At 33.5% G+C, this 16,439-nt stretch carries 11 protein-coding genes, 1 tRNA gene and 2 rRNA genes; 2 read left to right on the top strand and 12 right to left on the bottom strand.

The genetic code is table 11. From position 1 onward, the window contains the following. Nucleotides 1-2: 2 nt before the first annotated feature. The 5 genes from CLOPA_RS16165 to CLOPA_RS16185 form a co-directional block, all read right to left on the bottom strand. Complete coding sequence (locus CLOPA_RS16165; protein WP_015616505.1) at nt 3-1,208, bottom strand: argininosuccinate synthase; 1,206 nt, start codon at nt 1,206-1,208, stop codon at nt 3-5. A gap of 574 nt (nt 1,209-1,782) precedes the next feature. After that, nucleotides 1,783-2,793 carry an isocitrate/isopropylmalate dehydrogenase family protein gene (locus CLOPA_RS16170; protein ID WP_015616506.1) on the bottom strand — a complete coding sequence of 337 codons (1,011 nt, stop codon included), beginning with the start codon at nt 2,791-2,793 and terminating at the stop codon, nt 1,783-1,785. Nucleotides 2,794-2,808: 15 nt separating this feature from the next. Beyond that, a complete protein-coding gene (locus tag CLOPA_RS16175; protein ID WP_015616507.1) occupies nt 2,809-4,734 on the bottom strand; it encodes an aconitate hydratase in 1,926 nt (641 codons plus the stop codon). 177 nt (nt 4,735-4,911) lie between these two features. After that, the gene (locus tag CLOPA_RS16180; RefSeq protein ID WP_015616508.1) at nt 4,912-6,309 is read right to left on the bottom strand and encodes an isopropylmalate/homocitrate/citramalate synthase; all 1,398 of its coding nucleotides are present in this window, start codon (nt 6,307-6,309) and stop codon (nt 4,912-4,914) included. 564 nt (nt 6,310-6,873) lie between these two features. Further along, nucleotides 6,874-7,596 (bottom strand): lysophospholipid acyltransferase family protein, encoded by a 723-nt coding sequence (locus CLOPA_RS16185; RefSeq protein WP_015616509.1) that lies wholly within the window; start codon nt 7,594-7,596, stop codon nt 6,874-6,876. Between the two features lie 285 nt (nt 7,597-7,881). On the opposite strand from CLOPA_RS16185, the gene CLOPA_RS16190 reads away from it, so the two are divergent. Together CLOPA_RS16190 and CLOPA_RS16195 are read left to right on the top strand one after the other, a co-directional pair. After that, nucleotides 7,882-8,808, top strand: a complete 927-nt coding sequence (locus CLOPA_RS16190) for a ComEC/Rec2 family competence protein (protein WP_015616510.1) — start codon at nt 7,882-7,884, stop codon at nt 8,806-8,808. Between the two features lie 159 nt (nt 8,809-8,967). After that, a complete protein-coding gene (locus CLOPA_RS16195; RefSeq protein ID WP_015614553.1) occupies nt 8,968-10,188 on the top strand; it encodes an IS256 family transposase in 1,221 nt (406 codons plus the stop codon). Between the two features lie 229 nt (nt 10,189-10,417). Here the strand turns inward: CLOPA_RS16195 and CLOPA_RS16200 are convergent, their stop codons facing one another. The 7 genes from CLOPA_RS16200 to CLOPA_RS16230 all read right to left on the bottom strand — a co-directional run bounded on the left by CLOPA_RS16200 (nt 10,418) and on the right by CLOPA_RS16230 (nt 16,328). After that, the gene (locus tag CLOPA_RS16200; protein WP_015616511.1) at nt 10,418-10,894 is read right to left on the bottom strand and encodes a hypothetical protein; all 477 of its coding nucleotides are present in this window, start codon (nt 10,892-10,894) and stop codon (nt 10,418-10,420) included. After that, a complete protein-coding gene (locus CLOPA_RS16205) occupies nt 10,894-11,226 on the bottom strand; it encodes a hypothetical protein (RefSeq protein WP_015616512.1) in 333 nt (110 codons plus the stop codon). The genes CLOPA_RS16200 and CLOPA_RS16205 overlap by 1 nt, the downstream gene beginning before the upstream one ends. Further along, nucleotides 11,202-11,747: an RNA polymerase sigma factor gene (locus tag CLOPA_RS16210; protein ID WP_015616513.1), complete on the bottom strand. Its 546-nt coding sequence runs from the start codon at nt 11,745-11,747 to the stop codon at nt 11,202-11,204. The genes CLOPA_RS16205 and CLOPA_RS16210 overlap by 25 nt, the downstream gene beginning before the upstream one ends. A 6-nt stretch (nt 11,748-11,753) precedes the next feature. Further along, the gene (locus CLOPA_RS16215; RefSeq protein WP_015616514.1) at nt 11,754-12,812 is read right to left on the bottom strand and encodes a LiaI-LiaF-like domain-containing protein; all 1,059 of its coding nucleotides are present in this window, start codon (nt 12,810-12,812) and stop codon (nt 11,754-11,756) included. 296 nt (nt 12,813-13,108) lie between these two features. Next, a tRNA-Asn gene (locus tag CLOPA_RS16220) sits at nt 13,109-13,183 on the bottom strand. A 9-nt stretch (nt 13,184-13,192) separates the two neighbouring features. Next, nucleotides 13,193-13,309: ribosomal RNA gene (gene rrf, locus CLOPA_RS16225) — 5S ribosomal RNA — on the bottom strand. 119 nt (nt 13,310-13,428) lie between these two features. Then, nucleotides 13,429-16,328: ribosomal RNA gene (locus CLOPA_RS16230) — 23S ribosomal RNA — on the bottom strand. Nucleotides 16,329-16,439: the final 111 nt, after the last annotated feature.

Here is a 16,439-nt window from a genome sequence, read left to right on the forward strand (position 1 = left end):
AACTATTTACCTTCCTTTGAAACCTTCATAGCCTTTATCTTGCAAGGTAGACTGAATAATTTTATGAAACCTTCTGCATCCTTATGATCATATAGCTCACTGGCACCAAATGAAGATATTCCTTCATCATAAAGGGCATAAGGTGTATCTGTTCCGGCGACCATAATATTTCCCTTGTAAAGCTTAAGCTTTACTATTCCCGTTACATGTTCTTGAGTCTTATCTATAAATGCATCAAGAGCTTCTTTTAAATCTGTAAACCATAATCCATCATAAACAAGTTCTGCATATTTTTGAGCTATCAATTGTTTATAGTGATAAGTATTTTTCTGTAATGTCAAATATTCTAATTCATTATGAGCAGAATAAAGTATAGTTCCACCTGGAGTTTCATATACTCCTCTTGATTTCATTCCCACAAGTCTATTTTCTATTAAGTCTATAACACCAATGCCATTTTCTCCACCTAATTTATTTAAGAGCTCTAGTAATTCTACAGGTGCTAATTCCTTACCATCAATTTTTTTAGGAACTCCCTGCTCAAAATATATACTTACATAAGTAGATTCATCTTTAGCTTTTTCAGGTGGTGTTGTCATTACGTACATATCTCTTTTATGTTCATTTCTTGGGTCTTCAAGATCTCCACCTTCATGACTTGCATGCCAGATATTTCTATCCATTGAGTAGATTTTTTCCTTTGTAACAGGAACTTCCACTCCCATTTTTGCAGCATAGTCTATTGCATCTTCTCTTGATTTTATATCCCATATTCTCCAAGGAGCTATAATTTTAATTGAAGGATCTAATGCTGCGATACTTGTTTCAAATCTTACCTGGTCATTTCCCTTTCCTGTGCAACCGTGACATATGTATTTAGCACCTTCTTCATGTGCTATTTGCACAAGTTTTTTTGCTATTAATGGTCTTGCAAAAGATGTTCCTAAAAGATATTTCCCCTCATATACTGCACCAGATTTTATGGCTTTAAATAAATAGTCTGTTACAAATTCTTCTTTTACATCTTCTACGTATATTTTAAAAGCACCAGAATTCACTGCTTTTTCTTTTACTGCATTCATATCTTCATCTTGACCTACATCTACACATACTGCAATTACATCTAAATCATAATTCTCCTTAAGCCATGGAATTATTATAGATGTATCTAATCCTCCTGAATAGGCTAAAACAACTTTATCTTTCATAATGAAACCATCCTTTCACGTTATAAATATACAATTTCAACTTAATTATTAATGCTGTAACTTATTATATTCTATTAATTATACAGTTTCCAGCATAATTTACCCAAATATCTAATATAGACTCATATGAATGTAGAAATTATCTATAGGCATAATTATCAAGTTATTTAGTTATTGTTTCTATGTTTCATACATGTTATTATATATCTTTTTTTATAAATATGCAATATTGTTTTATAAATATACAGTATTTTTTATAAATATACTATATTTATAAAATAATTTTACTATTCTAGGTTAACATATCTCCCATTATACATGTTTAAATCTTATCCATTATATAAGTTACAACTAAAATTGATCACTTAATAAATAACATTTAGATAACGCATCTACTTAAATGAAATAAATATTTTATTAGGAATATAATTATTGCAACATATATATTAAAATATTTTAATGATGTTATTCCCATTATTAACAGCTATATACACATAAAAAGAACGTACATAGATTTGATTAACAGAAATCTATGTACGTTCCCTAAAAGAGTAGTCAAGCTACCCTTTTATTTTTATAAATTCTTTATTATTTCTTCTGCAAACTCACTAGTATTAGCAGCTCCACCTAAATCCTGTGTTAATTTAGTTCCATCTTCAAGTACCTTTGTAACTGCAGCATCTATTTTATCAGCTGCCTCTAATTCTCCTAGATACCTTAACATCATAACTCCAGATAATATTGTAGCTAATGGATTAGCTAGACCTTTTCCTGCTATGTCTGGTGCTGAACCATGAACCGCTTCAAATACAGCTATGTTTTCACCAACATTTGCTCCTGGTACTACTCCAAGACCTCCCACAAGACCTGCTCCCATGTCTGAAAGTATGTCACCATAGAGATTCGGTAAAACTAATACATCATATCTTTCAGGATTTTGCACTAGTTTCATGCTCATAGCATCTACAATTACATCTTCAAACTCTATATCACTATCTTTATATTCTTCTGCTACTTTTCTAGCACACTCTAAGAATAATCCATCTGAAAACTTCATTATATTTGCCTTATGAACAGCAGTAACTTTTCTTCTACCTTCATTTTTAGCTAATTCAAAAGCAAATTTAGCTATTCTTTCACTGGCTGGTCTTGTAATTAACTTTATACTTTCTGCTGCATAATCACCTATTTTATGCTCAATACCTGCATATAAATCTTCTGTATTTTCTCTAATAATTACAAAATTAACATCTGTATATCTTGATTTTACACCTGGATAAGTTTTAACTGGCCTTACATTGGCATATAAATTAAACTTTTGTCTTAATGCCACATTAACACTTCTAAAGCCTTTACCCACTGGTGTAGTTATTGGCCCCTTAAGAGCAATTTTATTTTTTTCTATACTCTCTAAAACGTAATTTGGAAGTGGAGTATTGTATTCTTCCATTACCTTTTCTCCAGCTTCAACTACTTCCCAGTTTACATTTACGCCGGAAGCTTCTATAACAAGTCTTGCCGCTTCAGTAACTTCTGGTCCTATTCCATCACCAGGTATAAGGGTTATTTTATATTCCTTACTCATATCTTATCCTCATTTCTATAATCTATTCTTTATTATGTTATTAAGTCTTCCGCCGCTAATTAGTATTTCCTTTTGAAGTTCAGAAATATTTAATAACATCTTATATTCTTCATTTTTAGTTATATTTTTTACTTTTACTACTCCACTCTTAACCTGATCAATAGCATTTTCTATTAATAGTTCATCATTTTCAGCTATATTATTATAGTCAGCCTCATTTTCAAAAACAAGTGGCAATATTCCATTGTTAATTAAATTTGCCATATGAATTCTAGCAAATGACTTAGCAAGTACTGCTTTTACTCCTAAATATAGTGGTGCAAGAGCAGCATGTTCTCTACTAGATCCTTGTCCGTAGTTGCTTCCAGCCACTATGATACCACCATTGTTCTCCTTAGCTCTTTTAGGAAACTCTGCATCACAAGGTGTTAAACAGTAATCTGCTAAATGAGGTATATTGGATCTATAAGGTAAAAGTTTTGCGTTTGAAGGCATTATGTGGTCTGTAGTAATATTATCTACTACTTTAATCAGCACCTTACCCTCTACTTTTTCACACAGTGGTTTCGCCTTTGGGAAAGGCTTTATATTTGGACCTCTTACTATTTCAACATCTTCTCCATTTTCTGCTGGAGGAACAATTAAATTATCATTTATTGAAAATGACTTAGGCATTTCTATATCTAGATCTGCTTCGTAAACTCTTGGATCTTCTATGTATCCTTTTATAGCTGCTACTGCTGCTGTTTCAGGACTCACAATATAAATCTGTGCTGATTTCGTTCCAGATCTTCCTTCAAAATTTCTATTGAAAGTTCTAAGTGAAATTGCATTAGTAGCAGGTGACTGACCCATTCCTATACAAGGTCCACAAGCAGATTCAAGAATTCTAGCTCCAGCTGCTATCATCTTTGCAAGTGCTCCATTTTCTGCAAGCATATTTAAAACTTGTTTTGATCCCGGTGAAATTACAAGAGATACATTTTCAGCTACTGTATTTCCCTCTAAAATATTTGCAACTCTCATCATATCTAGATAAGAAGAATTTGTACAACTTCCTATGGCAACCTGATTTACTTTTGTTCCTTTAAGTTCTTTAACTGATTTTACATTATCAGGACTATGTGGACAAGCTGCTAATGGCACTAGTTCATCTAGATTTATATCCATTTCTTCATCATAAACTGCATCTTCATCTGGTTTTAATTCAATGAAATCTTTTTCTCTTCCCTGAGCCTTTAAATATTCAAGAGTTCTTTCATCACTTGGAAAAATCGAAGTAGTTGCACCAAGTTCTGCTCCCATATTAGCTATAGTTGCTCTTTCTGGAACAGATATTCCCTTTAAGCCTTCTCCAACATATTCAAATACTTTTCCTACTCCACCTTTAACAGTAAATTTTTTAAGTACTGCTAAAATAATATCTTTTCCAGATACCATTGGATTAAATGTACCTGTTAAATTTATCTTTACAACCTTAGGCATGTTAATATAATATTCACCGCCACCCATAGCAACAGCAACATCAAGTCCACCTGCACCAATAGCAAGCATACCCATAGCTCCTGCAGTTGGTGTATGACTATCTGATCCTATAAGTGTATCGCCAGGAACATCAAATCTTTCTAAATTTACTTGATGGCAAATACCATTTCCAGGTCTTGAAAAGTAAATTCCATGTTTTTTAGCAACAGTTTGTATATACAAATGATCATCTGCATTTTCCGGACCAGTCTGAAGTATATTATGATCAATGTATGCTACAGATTGTTTTGTTTTAACTTTATCTATGCCTAATGCTTCAAATTGCAAATATGCCATAGTTCCTGTAGAATCCTGAGTTAGTGTTCTATCAATTTTTATTGCTATTTCTGAACCCTTTACCATTTCGCCAGAAACTAAGTGATTTTTTATAATTTTTTCTGTAATTGTTAGACCCATTTTTTTACCTCCAAATTGATTTCATCATAATATTTTAATTCCACATAGCTTAATTAATTATAAATAAATCTTACTGAGTGTAAATTTATTTCTCCACTCAGTTTAGATGAATTATTTATGGACGTGCTTCCATTATTTTCTTTTTAAGAATGCTCGAACGGATTTCTATCAGGAAATCTACTTATTATAGCCCACACAACTTCCTTCTACATACATAAGCTCTGTAAAAGTTCTCTTTACTACCAATTCAAGTTCCTTATTGCTTATAGCAGAAGTTCTTCCATTCTCGTATTGAGACTCAACCCAGTCTCTTAATTCTGCCACTCTTTCATCTCTTTTACTAATTTTATCATCACCGCTTAGTTTAAAATAAGTATTTATCCAGGCAGTAATTCCAGCAAGGCCAGAATATTCATTAACTGCTACTACTATGGGCCTATCTAAAATTTTATTAGTATCAAAAATGTTATATATTTCTTCATCTTTTAACATTCCATCTGCATGAATACCTGCTCTTGTAACATTAAAATCACTTCCCACAAAAGGTGTTCTTATTGGAATATCGTATCCCATAGTTTTTGAAAAATAATCTGCTACTTCAGTAATTACATGCAAATTCATATTTTTTGTATTTCCCTTAATTTGACCATACTCCATAACCATAGCTTCTAATGGGCAATTTCCTGTTCTCTCACCAATTCCCAAAAGGGTTGTGTTTACACTGGAGCATCCATATAGCCACGCAGTTGTTGATCCCGATACCACATTGTAAAAATCATTATGACCATGCCATTCTAGAGATGACTGTGGTACATTACAGTAAATTCTAAGACCATTAATTATTTTCTGAATACTTCTTGGAAGGGCTGTACTTGCATAAGAGACTCCCATACCCAAAGTATCACAGGCCCTTATTTTTATCTGTATTTTTGATTCTTTAGATAATTCCATAAGTTTATTTACAAAAGGAACTACGAATCCAAAGAAATCAGCTCTTGTTATATCTTCCAAATGTATTCTTGGAACTATTCCATATTCTAAAGACTTTTCTACTACATCAATGTACTTATTAAAAGCTTCATTTCTGTTTAATTTTAATTTTTTAAAAATGTGATAGTCAGAACAGGACATAAGCATACCTGTTTCCTTTACCCCTAATTCCTTTACCCTAGCAAGTTCATCTTTATTAGCTCTTATCCATGTAGTAATTTGCGGAAATTCATATCCTAAAGACATACATTTTTCAAGGGCCTTAATATCTCTATTAGTATAAGTAAAAAACTCCGTCTGTCTTATAATACCAGAATTATTATCAAGTTCATGTAAATAATTAAAAAGTCTTACTATTTGTTCTACTTTAAATGGAGTCATAGACTGTTGACCATCTCTAAAAGTGGTATCCGTAATCCAAATATCCTCTGGTAAATCTATTGGCACTAATTCTCCATCAAACTTCACCTTTGGTATTTCTGAATAGGGAAATAAATCTCTATATAGATTGGGTTCTTTAACATCCTTTATATTAAAACCAGCACCGTTATCATTTTTATCAAAATTAGGTTCAAAACCTTTCATACTATCACTCCTTATTAATTGTAAAATTGCAAGTAAGGGCATTCCTCAATTCACTTAAGTAATAACAGTAATTTGTTTCTACAAATTATAATTTACTAATTATTTTACTACTTTTATCGAATTTTGTGAAGCTTTATGAATAAATATTATAAATGCATAATGATTTTTTCATATTTACTCAAATATTTTACCACAGTTTTTCATAATTGTAACCCTAAATATTTCAGCATTTGCATAACTGCATCATAAATATTTCATATATATTATATATATTGTATTTAATTCATAAAATATTGTTCCTAATTGAATCAATTATTTTTTAACTTTCTAATATTATATAATGGATATTTATACATGAAACTTTGCCTTCAAAATCAGCATTAACAATTACTCAAATGCAATATATAATTCATTTATTGCAACTATGAATTTTTTGTCATTTTTTAAATTTCAAAAAACCTCTTTATATTTATTAATTTCGTAAATATAAAGAGGTTTTTTCTAAAATTTCATATTGTTAAATATTATAATGAACTATTTATTGCAAAATTATATATTTCATTATTATCTTTTTCTTAAAGTATTTAATTCATTCTGGATTTTTTCTCTTACTATTTCTGCCAACTTAGCTTTTTCTTCCTTTGTCAATTTAACTATATCTATAGGCTCCAATATTGACATAGTTACCTCTGCCTGCCTAAGCTTTCCATTACCCTCTTCAAAAACTTTAAAAGTATTGTCAAGGACAATTGGTACTATTGGTACAGATGATTTAGTAGCCATCTTCATACTGCCCTTCTTAAACTCTCCAAGTACATGACTTTTACTTCTTGTACCTTCTGGAAAGATAACCATACTATAACCCTTTTCCAAATTTTCAATACCTTCATTAATTGCCTTTAAGGATTCTCTTATATTTTCCCTGTCTATAAATACGCAATGCATAGATTTCATCCATGCGCCTACTATATGAAGCTTAAGTATTTCTTTTTTTGCGAGAAAGCCCATATGTTTATTAAGTCTTGACATAAGTACTAAAAAATCTGCATTTCCCTGATGATTTGACACAATTAGACAATTACCCTTGGGCAAATTTTCTATTCCCTTTAACTCTACCTTTATCCCTATAACCTTCAATACATAAGCTGCCCAACCATTTACTATCCAGAATACTGCATTATCATACTTTTCAGGAGATTCTATCTTTTTTATAACAAATAAATATATTCTTAAAAATAAGGTTAGAAACAGTAATATTGCAATATAAATATATTTCAAAAAAAACATGATAAAGTTTACCTCTTTCTTTTAGGCATCATAAATAAATACTAGTCACCCTACTAAGAATATTGACTTACTACTTATTTTCAGATGTATTATTGTACTACGCAGTTTAATTATACTAACTGGTCACATATTTTTCAAGTAAACTATTGCTTAATTAATTAATACATATTTAACATAGAAATTTACTGAATTAATTTTATGCTTCAATTGATTATTATTTGTAATATTGTTAATAATTATAATACATTTTAAGCAATACAACTATATACCACAGGAGGAGCACCTATGAAGCTAAGGTTAAAAAGATTTTACATATACATGTTTCCTTTACTTATATTTATGTCCATCTTCATGTCTTCTTTATTCAAAACTTATAATTTTTCTATAATCAATGTGATAAGCCGTCTGTCTACAAATTCCTCTATAGTAAAAATCAATTATCCTTCCGATACATTAATAGTACATTATATAGATGTAGGACAAGGTGACAGCGAATTAGTTCAGATTAATAATAAAAACCTCCTTATTGATGCTGGTCCTAAGGATGCTGAGGATAAGGTTGTATCCTATATAAAAACTCAAGGTATCACTACACTGGATTACCTAATAGAAACCCATCCCCATGAAGATCATATTGGAGGAATGGAAGCTGTTGTTAAAAGTTTTAAAATTAATGAATTCATTGGTCCCAAAATATATAATCCTCCTACCACTTCTATTTTTAGAAATCTTATAAGTACGTTGAAAAATAGAAATATGAAAATAACTGTATTAGATCCAGGTGATCATATAAACCTATGGGAAAATGTAGAATGTCAAATATTATCTCCTAAAAAAGCCTCTTATGATAATCTAAATAATTATTCTGTTGTATTAAAAATAACATATAAAAATTCCAAATTTCTTTTTGCTGGAGATGCAGAACAGGAAGATGAAAAGAAGATAATAAATGATGGTTTTGATATATCCTCTGATGTATTAAAGGTAGGACACCATGGCAGCAGTAGTTCCTCTAGTGAAGATTTTTTAAAGGAAGTTTCTCCTAAAGTTGCTGTTATAAGCTGTGGTAAAAATAATGATTACGGCCATCCACATAAATTCACTTTAGATAAACTTAATAATATCAATTGTAAAATATATAGAACAGATTTAAATGGTGATATAGTAATTACAAGTGATGGAAATAATATAAAAAAAATTGATACTCATTGATGCAGAGATTAAGATGAATCTTATAGTAGCCATTATTTATCATAGTAAGAAAGGGCGAACTAATGAATGGTAATATTTTCACCCGAGAGTGTAAAATAATCTGTGTAAACTCCATAAAGATGATATAATTATTCTTATTAAATGGAGGGTGCACAGATTATGTCTTTTTCAAGAAAGGAACTTATTAAACAACTTATTAAGGAAACAAAGCCTACAAGTGCAAAAGATGTTCAAGAAACATTGAAAGATCTATTCGCCGATACGCTTAAAGAAATGTTAGAAGCGGAGCTTGATGACCATCTGGGATATTCTAAATATGACTACAAAAATAAAAATACATCTAATAGTAGAAATGGACGAAGCTCTAAAAAGGTAATTTCAGATCTTGGAGAATTTCAACTTGATGTACCAAGAGATAGAAACAGTAGTTTTGAACCGGAGGTTGTTAAGAAAAATCAAACAGATATATCTGGAATTGAAGATCAAGTTATTGGTATGTATGCAAAAGGAATGACTACCAGAGATATTGCTACTCACTTAGAAAACATATATGGTTTTGAGGCTTCGCCTACACTAATATCTGGTATAACAGATAAAATTACTCCTATAGCTAAAGAATGGCAAAATAGACCATTAGAAGCCGTTTATCCTATAATCTTTATGGATGCCATACATTATAAAGTTAAACAGGATAATAGAGTCATAAACAAGGCTGCTTACGCAGTTATTGGAGTAAACTTAGATGGTATTAAAGAAGTTTTGGGAATTTGGATTGGAGCTAATGAAACATCAAAATACTGGCTCTTAGTATTAAATGAACTTAAAAATAGAGGGGTTAATGATATACTTATAGCTTGTGTTGATGGTCTTAATGGATTTAAAGAAGCTATTAAAGCGATTTATCCTCGTACTGAGATTCAGAGATGCATAATACATCAAATTAGAAACTCTTCTAAATATGTATCTTATAAAGATTTAAAAGCATTCAATGCAGATTTAAAACTAGTATATACATCTGCAACAGAAGATGCAGCCTTAGCGGAGCTAGCTAAATTTGAAGAAAAATGGGGAGATAAATATCTTATTGCTATCCGCTCATGGAAAGCTAATTGGGAAGAACTTTCTACATTCTTCAAATACCCGCCAGAGATACGAAAAATAATATATACTACCAATGCAATGGAAAGCTATAATAGACAATTAAGAAAAGTAACCAAGAGTAAAAGCGTATTTCCTTCAGATGATGCTTTACTTAAAATGCTTTATCTAGCAACAATGGATATAAGCAAAAAGTGGACCCAATCTATACGTGGATGGGCTCAAATACTAGCTCAATTATCTATATATTTTAGTGATAGGCTTGAAACTGTAATTTTTTAAATTTACCTATAATCTTCTAGTCATAGCTATAATGCTTTACTGTAAAAATATATAATAAATATAAAAAACTAGGTTTTTATATTTCTAATACCAAACCTAGTTTCTCATAAAAACATCTAATTTAAAATTTCTTATGGCAGTTTACACAAAATTATTGACAGACTCTTTCACCCCAAGGATGTAATTTTTTCCAATTTTAGTTCGCCATCTTCTTATCAACTTTCAATTATCAATTAAGTTTATTTTTATCTCTTAATAGAAGATATAATCCTATTATTATAAAAACTACTGGTACAATATAAGATCTTAATACATAAAGCACCTGGAACTGAACAAATATCTTGTTAGCTACAGCTAGAATTCCTATTATTATCAGTCCCCAAGCTATAATCTTGAAAAAATTATTGTTTATAACATTACCTGAACTAAAGCCAAAGCTATCTTTTGTAAACCAACTCTCATCCTCTAAAACTTCTCCCCTATCAACTTTGTGAGCTATATGGTAGGTGTTAAAAAAGGTATATAACCAAAATGGTACACAAAATACAGGAGTAATAAAATTCATACCCACATATCTTAATATTGTTGGTATTAAAAAAAACAATATCATAGCTTCTAATCCCTTTTTAAGCAATCCAAAATACATATATCCTGCTCCAGGAATAAGTGACACCAAAAACGTAACAAATCCACTTCTTCTTTCCATTAAAACCACTCTCCTATTATATTTCTTACTGAGTCAAATTTATAATTATATTCATATTGAAAAATCAAAGCTTGTGTTCTCACTTTACTTTCTAAATTTATAATTTTAGCCTCAACGTTAGTTGTGGCTATTGCAGTCATAATAATTCCACTAAAAATAAAACTTAATGCAGCTGCACGATTTCTATATAGAAAATTATATTTTGGGGATTTATTTACTTTATCTTGACTTTTTAATTTACTCATTAAATTATCATTATAATCCTGTGAAACATTAAATTCCCCTGCAGATTTTTTTATAAGATTGTCTAAATAATCTGGCTTTTGCTGCATACTATATTCCCTCCCTTTAAAAGCTTATCTCTTAGTTTTTGCTTTCCTCTATATATCCTTCCTTCTACTGCCTTTTGACTTATATTCAACACCTTTCCTATCTCCTTTTGATTAAGTCCCACATAATAAAACAAAACTACAGGAATTTTTATCTCTTTAGGTAATTCATCTATACATTGTCTTATAAAAATTTTTTCATCTAATTCATCTTCTTTACCTTTATCCTTAAATATTTCTTTTAACATTGATTTCATACTTCTCTTCTTCTTAAAATCTAAACATTTTGTCACTGCTATCTTATATATGTAAGTAGAAATAGAACAATCTCCTCTAAATCTATTTACACTTTTATAAAAACTAATAAATACCTCCTGTGATAAATCTTCAGCTTCATGGCTATCCTCCGTGTAAGAATAACACAGAGCTATAACTCTCTTCTTATACGTATCCACTAGCCTTATAAAACAATTCTCATCTCCTGCTCTTATGCCATTAATTATTCCATCCTCATCTTCACTCAAAATTTATCACTCCTGACTATTAACTTTTACAGAACCTATGTCTACACTAGCTTTAATTTTATTACTTCCATTACCTGTAGTTTTTGTCAAAGTGCCACGATTTATTTTTTCTCCATTGAAATTACATTCTCCTATATTACAGGTTAAATTTGCATCAACATTATTATCCTTAGTATTAACTCTCACAGCCCCATTATTTCCCTCTATATTAATATTTTTAAATGTACTATTATCAATATCTACACTGGCATTTTTCATATTAACATCTACATTTTCCATATTACCTGCAATATTTAATTTGCCATTATCAACCTTTAAGCTTGTATCCTTTACATCATTTACACTTACCTCTCCATTTAATGCTTGAATTCCTAGATGTGCAACATTACTCACAACAAACTTTCCATTTTTAGAATCTATATTTAATACTGTATCTGTAAGATTATCCCTAGAGTTTATATTCAAATTGTCTATTACAAGATTAGCATCTGCTCCATCTGGAATAAATAATGTTCCCTCTACACCTTTTATATAATCCTCATTTATATCCACTTTTGTTAAATCATTTTCATTCTGCTCATTTATATCATACTTTTTTATGCCACTATCTTCTTTTACCTTCACATTCAAATCTAATTTCACATTATTGTCTCCAGATCTTTTTATATCTAAATTACCATTTGCAGTTTGGAATTGAAATTTATTGTTTTTTATTGCAATAATCTTAGTAGTATGAATTGATTTTGTATTTATATCCCAATTAGAATCAATTAAATTATTTTTAATATTGACAATGGAATTAAATGGATTATTGTATCTTTGATAAAATAAGTTAGTTATAAAAAATACTAATATCATAAATATTAATCCTACATTGAAGCCCATTTTTCTTATGTTTTCTGATTTTCTCAAATTAAACAATACCTCTATTCCCAATAACACAAATATAACTGGCCACCATAGAAATATATCTTTTGCAAGTGAAGGATTCATATTTCTCAATGCCATCCAAATTCCATAATATATTAAACTTAATGCTAAGGTTAGTGTTCCTATCTTTCTCATCTAAATTACCCCCAATATAATTTAATTTTTATTCATATATATTGACGATAGATATTACTAAAATCCCACAGATTTTTATAAAAATAATTTAATATTGATAAATAGGCTGGGAATTTAACATATAAAGTATACTTTAAAATCACTGGACCTCCAAATTATTCAGTTTACATCTAAAATAAAAAAACACTATAAAAATCAATTAAATTGTATGATTTTTATAGTGTAGTTTAATTACAAATATGTACACAAAATTCCTTTTGAAATAACATTAATAAAATACATTCAAAAAATAAAAATGGCTCCGCGAAAAGGATTCGAACCTTCAACCTATCGGTTAACAGCCGAGTGCTCCACCGTTGAGCTATCGCGGATCATTAAAAACCCAGCATCGACCTACTCTTCCACAGGGCTACCCCTGCAGTACCATCAGCACATAAGAGCTTAACCTTCGTGTTCGGAATGGGAACGGGTGTTACCTCTAAGTCATAGACACTGGATATATTAAATTGAGAGTTAAAATTAAGAATTAAAATGTACTCTCAAAATTGCATAGTAAAGGGTAAAAGTAAAATATAATATTGTATACTAATATACACTTTAGTAATTTATTTAAATATTGGTCAAGCCCTCGACCTATTAGTATCAGTCAGCTGAATACATTGCTGCACTTACACCTCTGACCTATCAACCTGATGTTCTTTCAGGGGTCTTACTAGCTTACGCTATGGGAAATCTAATCTTGAGGTGGGCTTCACGCTTAGATGCTTTCAGCGTTTATCCCATCCCGACATAGCTACCCAGCTGTGCCACTGGCGTGACAACTGGTGCACCAGAGGTCAGTCCATCCCGGTCCTCTCGTACTAAGGACAGCTCCTCTCAAATTTCCTACGCCCGCGACGGATAGGGACCGAACTGTCTCACGACGTTCTGAACCCAGCTCGCGTGCCGCTTTAATGGGCGAACAGCCCAACCCTTGGGACCTACTTCAGCCCCAGGATGCGACGAGCCGACATCGAGGTGCCAAACCTCCCCGTCGATGTGGACTCTTGGGGGAGATCAGCCTGTTATCCCCGAGGTAGCTTTTATCCGTTGAGCGATGGCCCTCCCACGAGGAACCACCGGATCACTAAGCCCGACTTTCGTCCCTGCTCCACTTGTTTGTGTCGCAGTGAGGCTCCCTTATGCCTTTGCACTCTACGCGCGATTTCCAACCGCGCTGAGGGAACCTTTGGGCGCCTCCGTTACTTTTTGGAGGCGACCGCCCCAGTCAAACTGCCCATCTAGCAATGTCCCGTGACCAGCTTCATGGCCTCCGGTTAGAATTCCAGTACTGTCAGGGTGGTATCCCAAGGACGACTCCACAGCAGCTGACGCCGCTGTATCCCAGTCTCCCACCTATCCTGTACAGACAATACCGAAACTCAATGCTAAAACTACAGTAAAGCTCTACGGGGTCTTTCCGTCCAATCGCGGGTAGCAAGCATCTTCACTTGCACTACAATTTCGCCGGATTCGTTGTTGAGACAGTGCCCAAATCATTACGCCATTCGTGCGGGTCGGAACTTACCCGACAAGGAATTTCGCTACCTTAGGACCGTTATAGTTACGGCCGCCGTTTACTGGGGCTTAAGTTCACCGCTTCGATTACTCTAACGGATCCCCTTAACCTTCCAGCACCGGGCAGGCGTCAGCCCCTATACATCAGCTTACGCTTTAGCAGAGACCTGTGTTTTTGCTAAACAGTTGCTTGGGCCTATCCTCTGCGGCCTACGTTAAGTAGGCACCCCTTCTCCCGAAGTTACGGGGTCAATTTGCCGAGTTCCTTAACAACGATTCTTCCGATGGTCTTAGGATTCTCTCCTCACCTACCTGTGTCGGTTTGCGGTACGGGCACCTTAATTCCTTGATAGAGGCTTTTCTTGGCAGTGTGAAATCAGATACTTCGCTAAAAATTAGCTCCCCATAACACCTCAACTAAGCAGGCGGATTTGCCAACCTGCACGTCTTAGTGCTTAGACGCACATCCAATAGTGCGCACATCTTATCCTTCTGCGTCACCCCATCTCTCAAAACGGAAAAAGGTGGTATCGGAATATCAACCGATTATCCATCACCTACGCCTTTCGGCCTCGGCTTAGGACCCGACTAACCCTGAGCGGACGAGCCTTCCTCAGGAAACCTTAGGTTTTCGACCACTAAGATTCTCACTTAGTTCTCGCTACTTATGCCAGCATACTCACTCCTGTATAGTCCACCGCTCCTTACGGTACGACTTCAATCCATACAGGAAGCTCCTCTACCGCTCTTACGAGCCCATAGCTTCGGTGGTAAGTTTTAGCCCCGGACATTTTCGGCGCAGGATCTCTTGACTAGTGAGCTATTACGCACTCTTTAAATGAGTGGCTGCTTCTGAGCCAACATCCTAGTTGTCTTAGAAATCCCACATCCTTTACCACTTAACTTACACTTAGGGACCTTAGCTGATGATCTGGGCTGTTTCCCTTTTGACTACGGATCTTATCATTCGCAGTCTGACTGCCGAAATAAAAGTATATGGCATTCGGAGTTTGATAGAGTTCAGTAACTGTTGTCAGCCCCTACCTCATTCAGTGCTCTACCTCCATAACTCAATTAATCGACGCTAGCCCTAAAGCTATTTCGAGGAGAACCAGCTATCTCCGAGTTCGATTGGAATTTCTCCGCTATCCACAGCTCATCCCATGGTTTTTCAACACCAATGTGGTTCGGTCCTCCACGGAATTTTACTTCCGCTTCAACCTGGCCATGGATAGGTCACCCGGTTTCGGGTCTACAGCATGCAACTAGTCGCCCTATTAAGACTCGGTTTCCCTTCGGCTGCGCACCAGAAGTGCTTAACCTTGCTGCATACCGTAACTCGCTGGCTCGTTCTACAAAAAGCACGTCGTCACACATAAAAAGTGCTTCGACCGGTTGTAGGCACACGGTTTCAGGTTCTATTTCACTCCCCTTCCGGGGTTCTTTTCACCTTTCCCTCACGGTACTGCTTCACTATCGGTCACTAGAAAGTATTTAGCCTTGGGAGGTGGTCCTCCCAGCTTCCCACAAGGTTTCACGTGTCTCGTGGTACTCTGGAATAGATCCGGCCATTTTCTCTTTTAATCTACAGGACTGTTACCTTCTACGGTAGAGCTTTCCAGAACTCTTCGATTAAGATATTAGGCTTTAATGATCTATCCACAACCCCAGGAACAAAGTTCCTGGTTTGGGCTCATTCCATTTCGCTCGCCGCTACTAAGGAAATCGATATTTCTTTCTCTTCCTCCGGGTACTTAGATGTTTCAGTTCCCCGGGTATGTCTCTATATACCTATGTATTCAGTATAAAGTACATGTCGTTAAGACATGTGGGTTGCCCCATTCGGAAATCTCCGGATCACAGGCTATTTGCGCCTACCCGAAGCTTATCGCAGCTTGTCGCGTCCTTCTTCGACTTCTAGTGCCAAGGCATTCACCATGCGCCCTTTGTAGCTTGACCTGTTATACTCTTAAGCGTTAGCTTTTCGAGTTTAGTCTTTTATTTTGTTTTAATCTTCATTTTATTAAAGATAAAGATTAATTATACAAAGGATATTTGTTTTATTATTTT

Origin of the sequence: Clostridium pasteurianum BC1, assembly GCF_000389635.1 — a bacterium.
Taxonomy (GTDB): domain Bacteria; phylum Bacillota; class Clostridia; order Clostridiales; family Clostridiaceae; genus Clostridium_I; species Clostridium_I pasteurianum_A.

Bases quoted from the DNA above. Each gene is read 5' to 3' on its own strand.
- CLOPA_RS16195 (WP_015614553.1), top strand. From the start codon at position 8,968: ATGTCTTTTTCAAGAAAGGAACTTATTAAACAACTTATTAAGGAAACA.
- CLOPA_RS16170 (WP_015616506.1), bottom strand. From the start codon at position 2,793: ATGAGTAAGGAATATAAAATAACCCTTATACCTGGTGATGGAATAGGA.
- CLOPA_RS16215 (WP_015616514.1), bottom strand. From the start codon at position 12,812: ATGAGAAAGATAGGAACACTAACCTTAGCATTAAGTTTAATATATTAT.
- CLOPA_RS16165 (WP_015616505.1), bottom strand. From the start codon at position 1,208: ATGAAAGATAAAGTTGTTTTAGCCTATTCAGGAGGATTAGATACATCT.
- CLOPA_RS16185 (WP_015616509.1), bottom strand. From the start codon at position 7,596: ATGTTTTTTTTGAAATATATTTATATTGCAATATTACTGTTTCTAACC.
- CLOPA_RS16180 (WP_015616508.1), bottom strand. From the start codon at position 6,309: ATGAAAGGTTTTGAACCTAATTTTGATAAAAATGATAACGGTGCTGGT.
- CLOPA_RS16200 (WP_015616511.1), bottom strand. From the start codon at position 10,894: ATGGAAAGAAGAAGTGGATTTGTTACGTTTTTGGTGTCACTTATTCCT.
- CLOPA_RS16190 (WP_015616510.1), top strand. From the start codon at position 7,882: ATGAAGCTAAGGTTAAAAAGATTTTACATATACATGTTTCCTTTACTT.
- CLOPA_RS16205 (WP_015616512.1), bottom strand. From the start codon at position 11,226: ATGCAGCAAAAGCCAGATTATTTAGACAATCTTATAAAAAAATCTGCA.
- CLOPA_RS16175 (WP_015616507.1), bottom strand. From the start codon at position 4,734: ATGGGTCTAACAATTACAGAAAAAATTATAAAAAATCACTTAGTTTCT.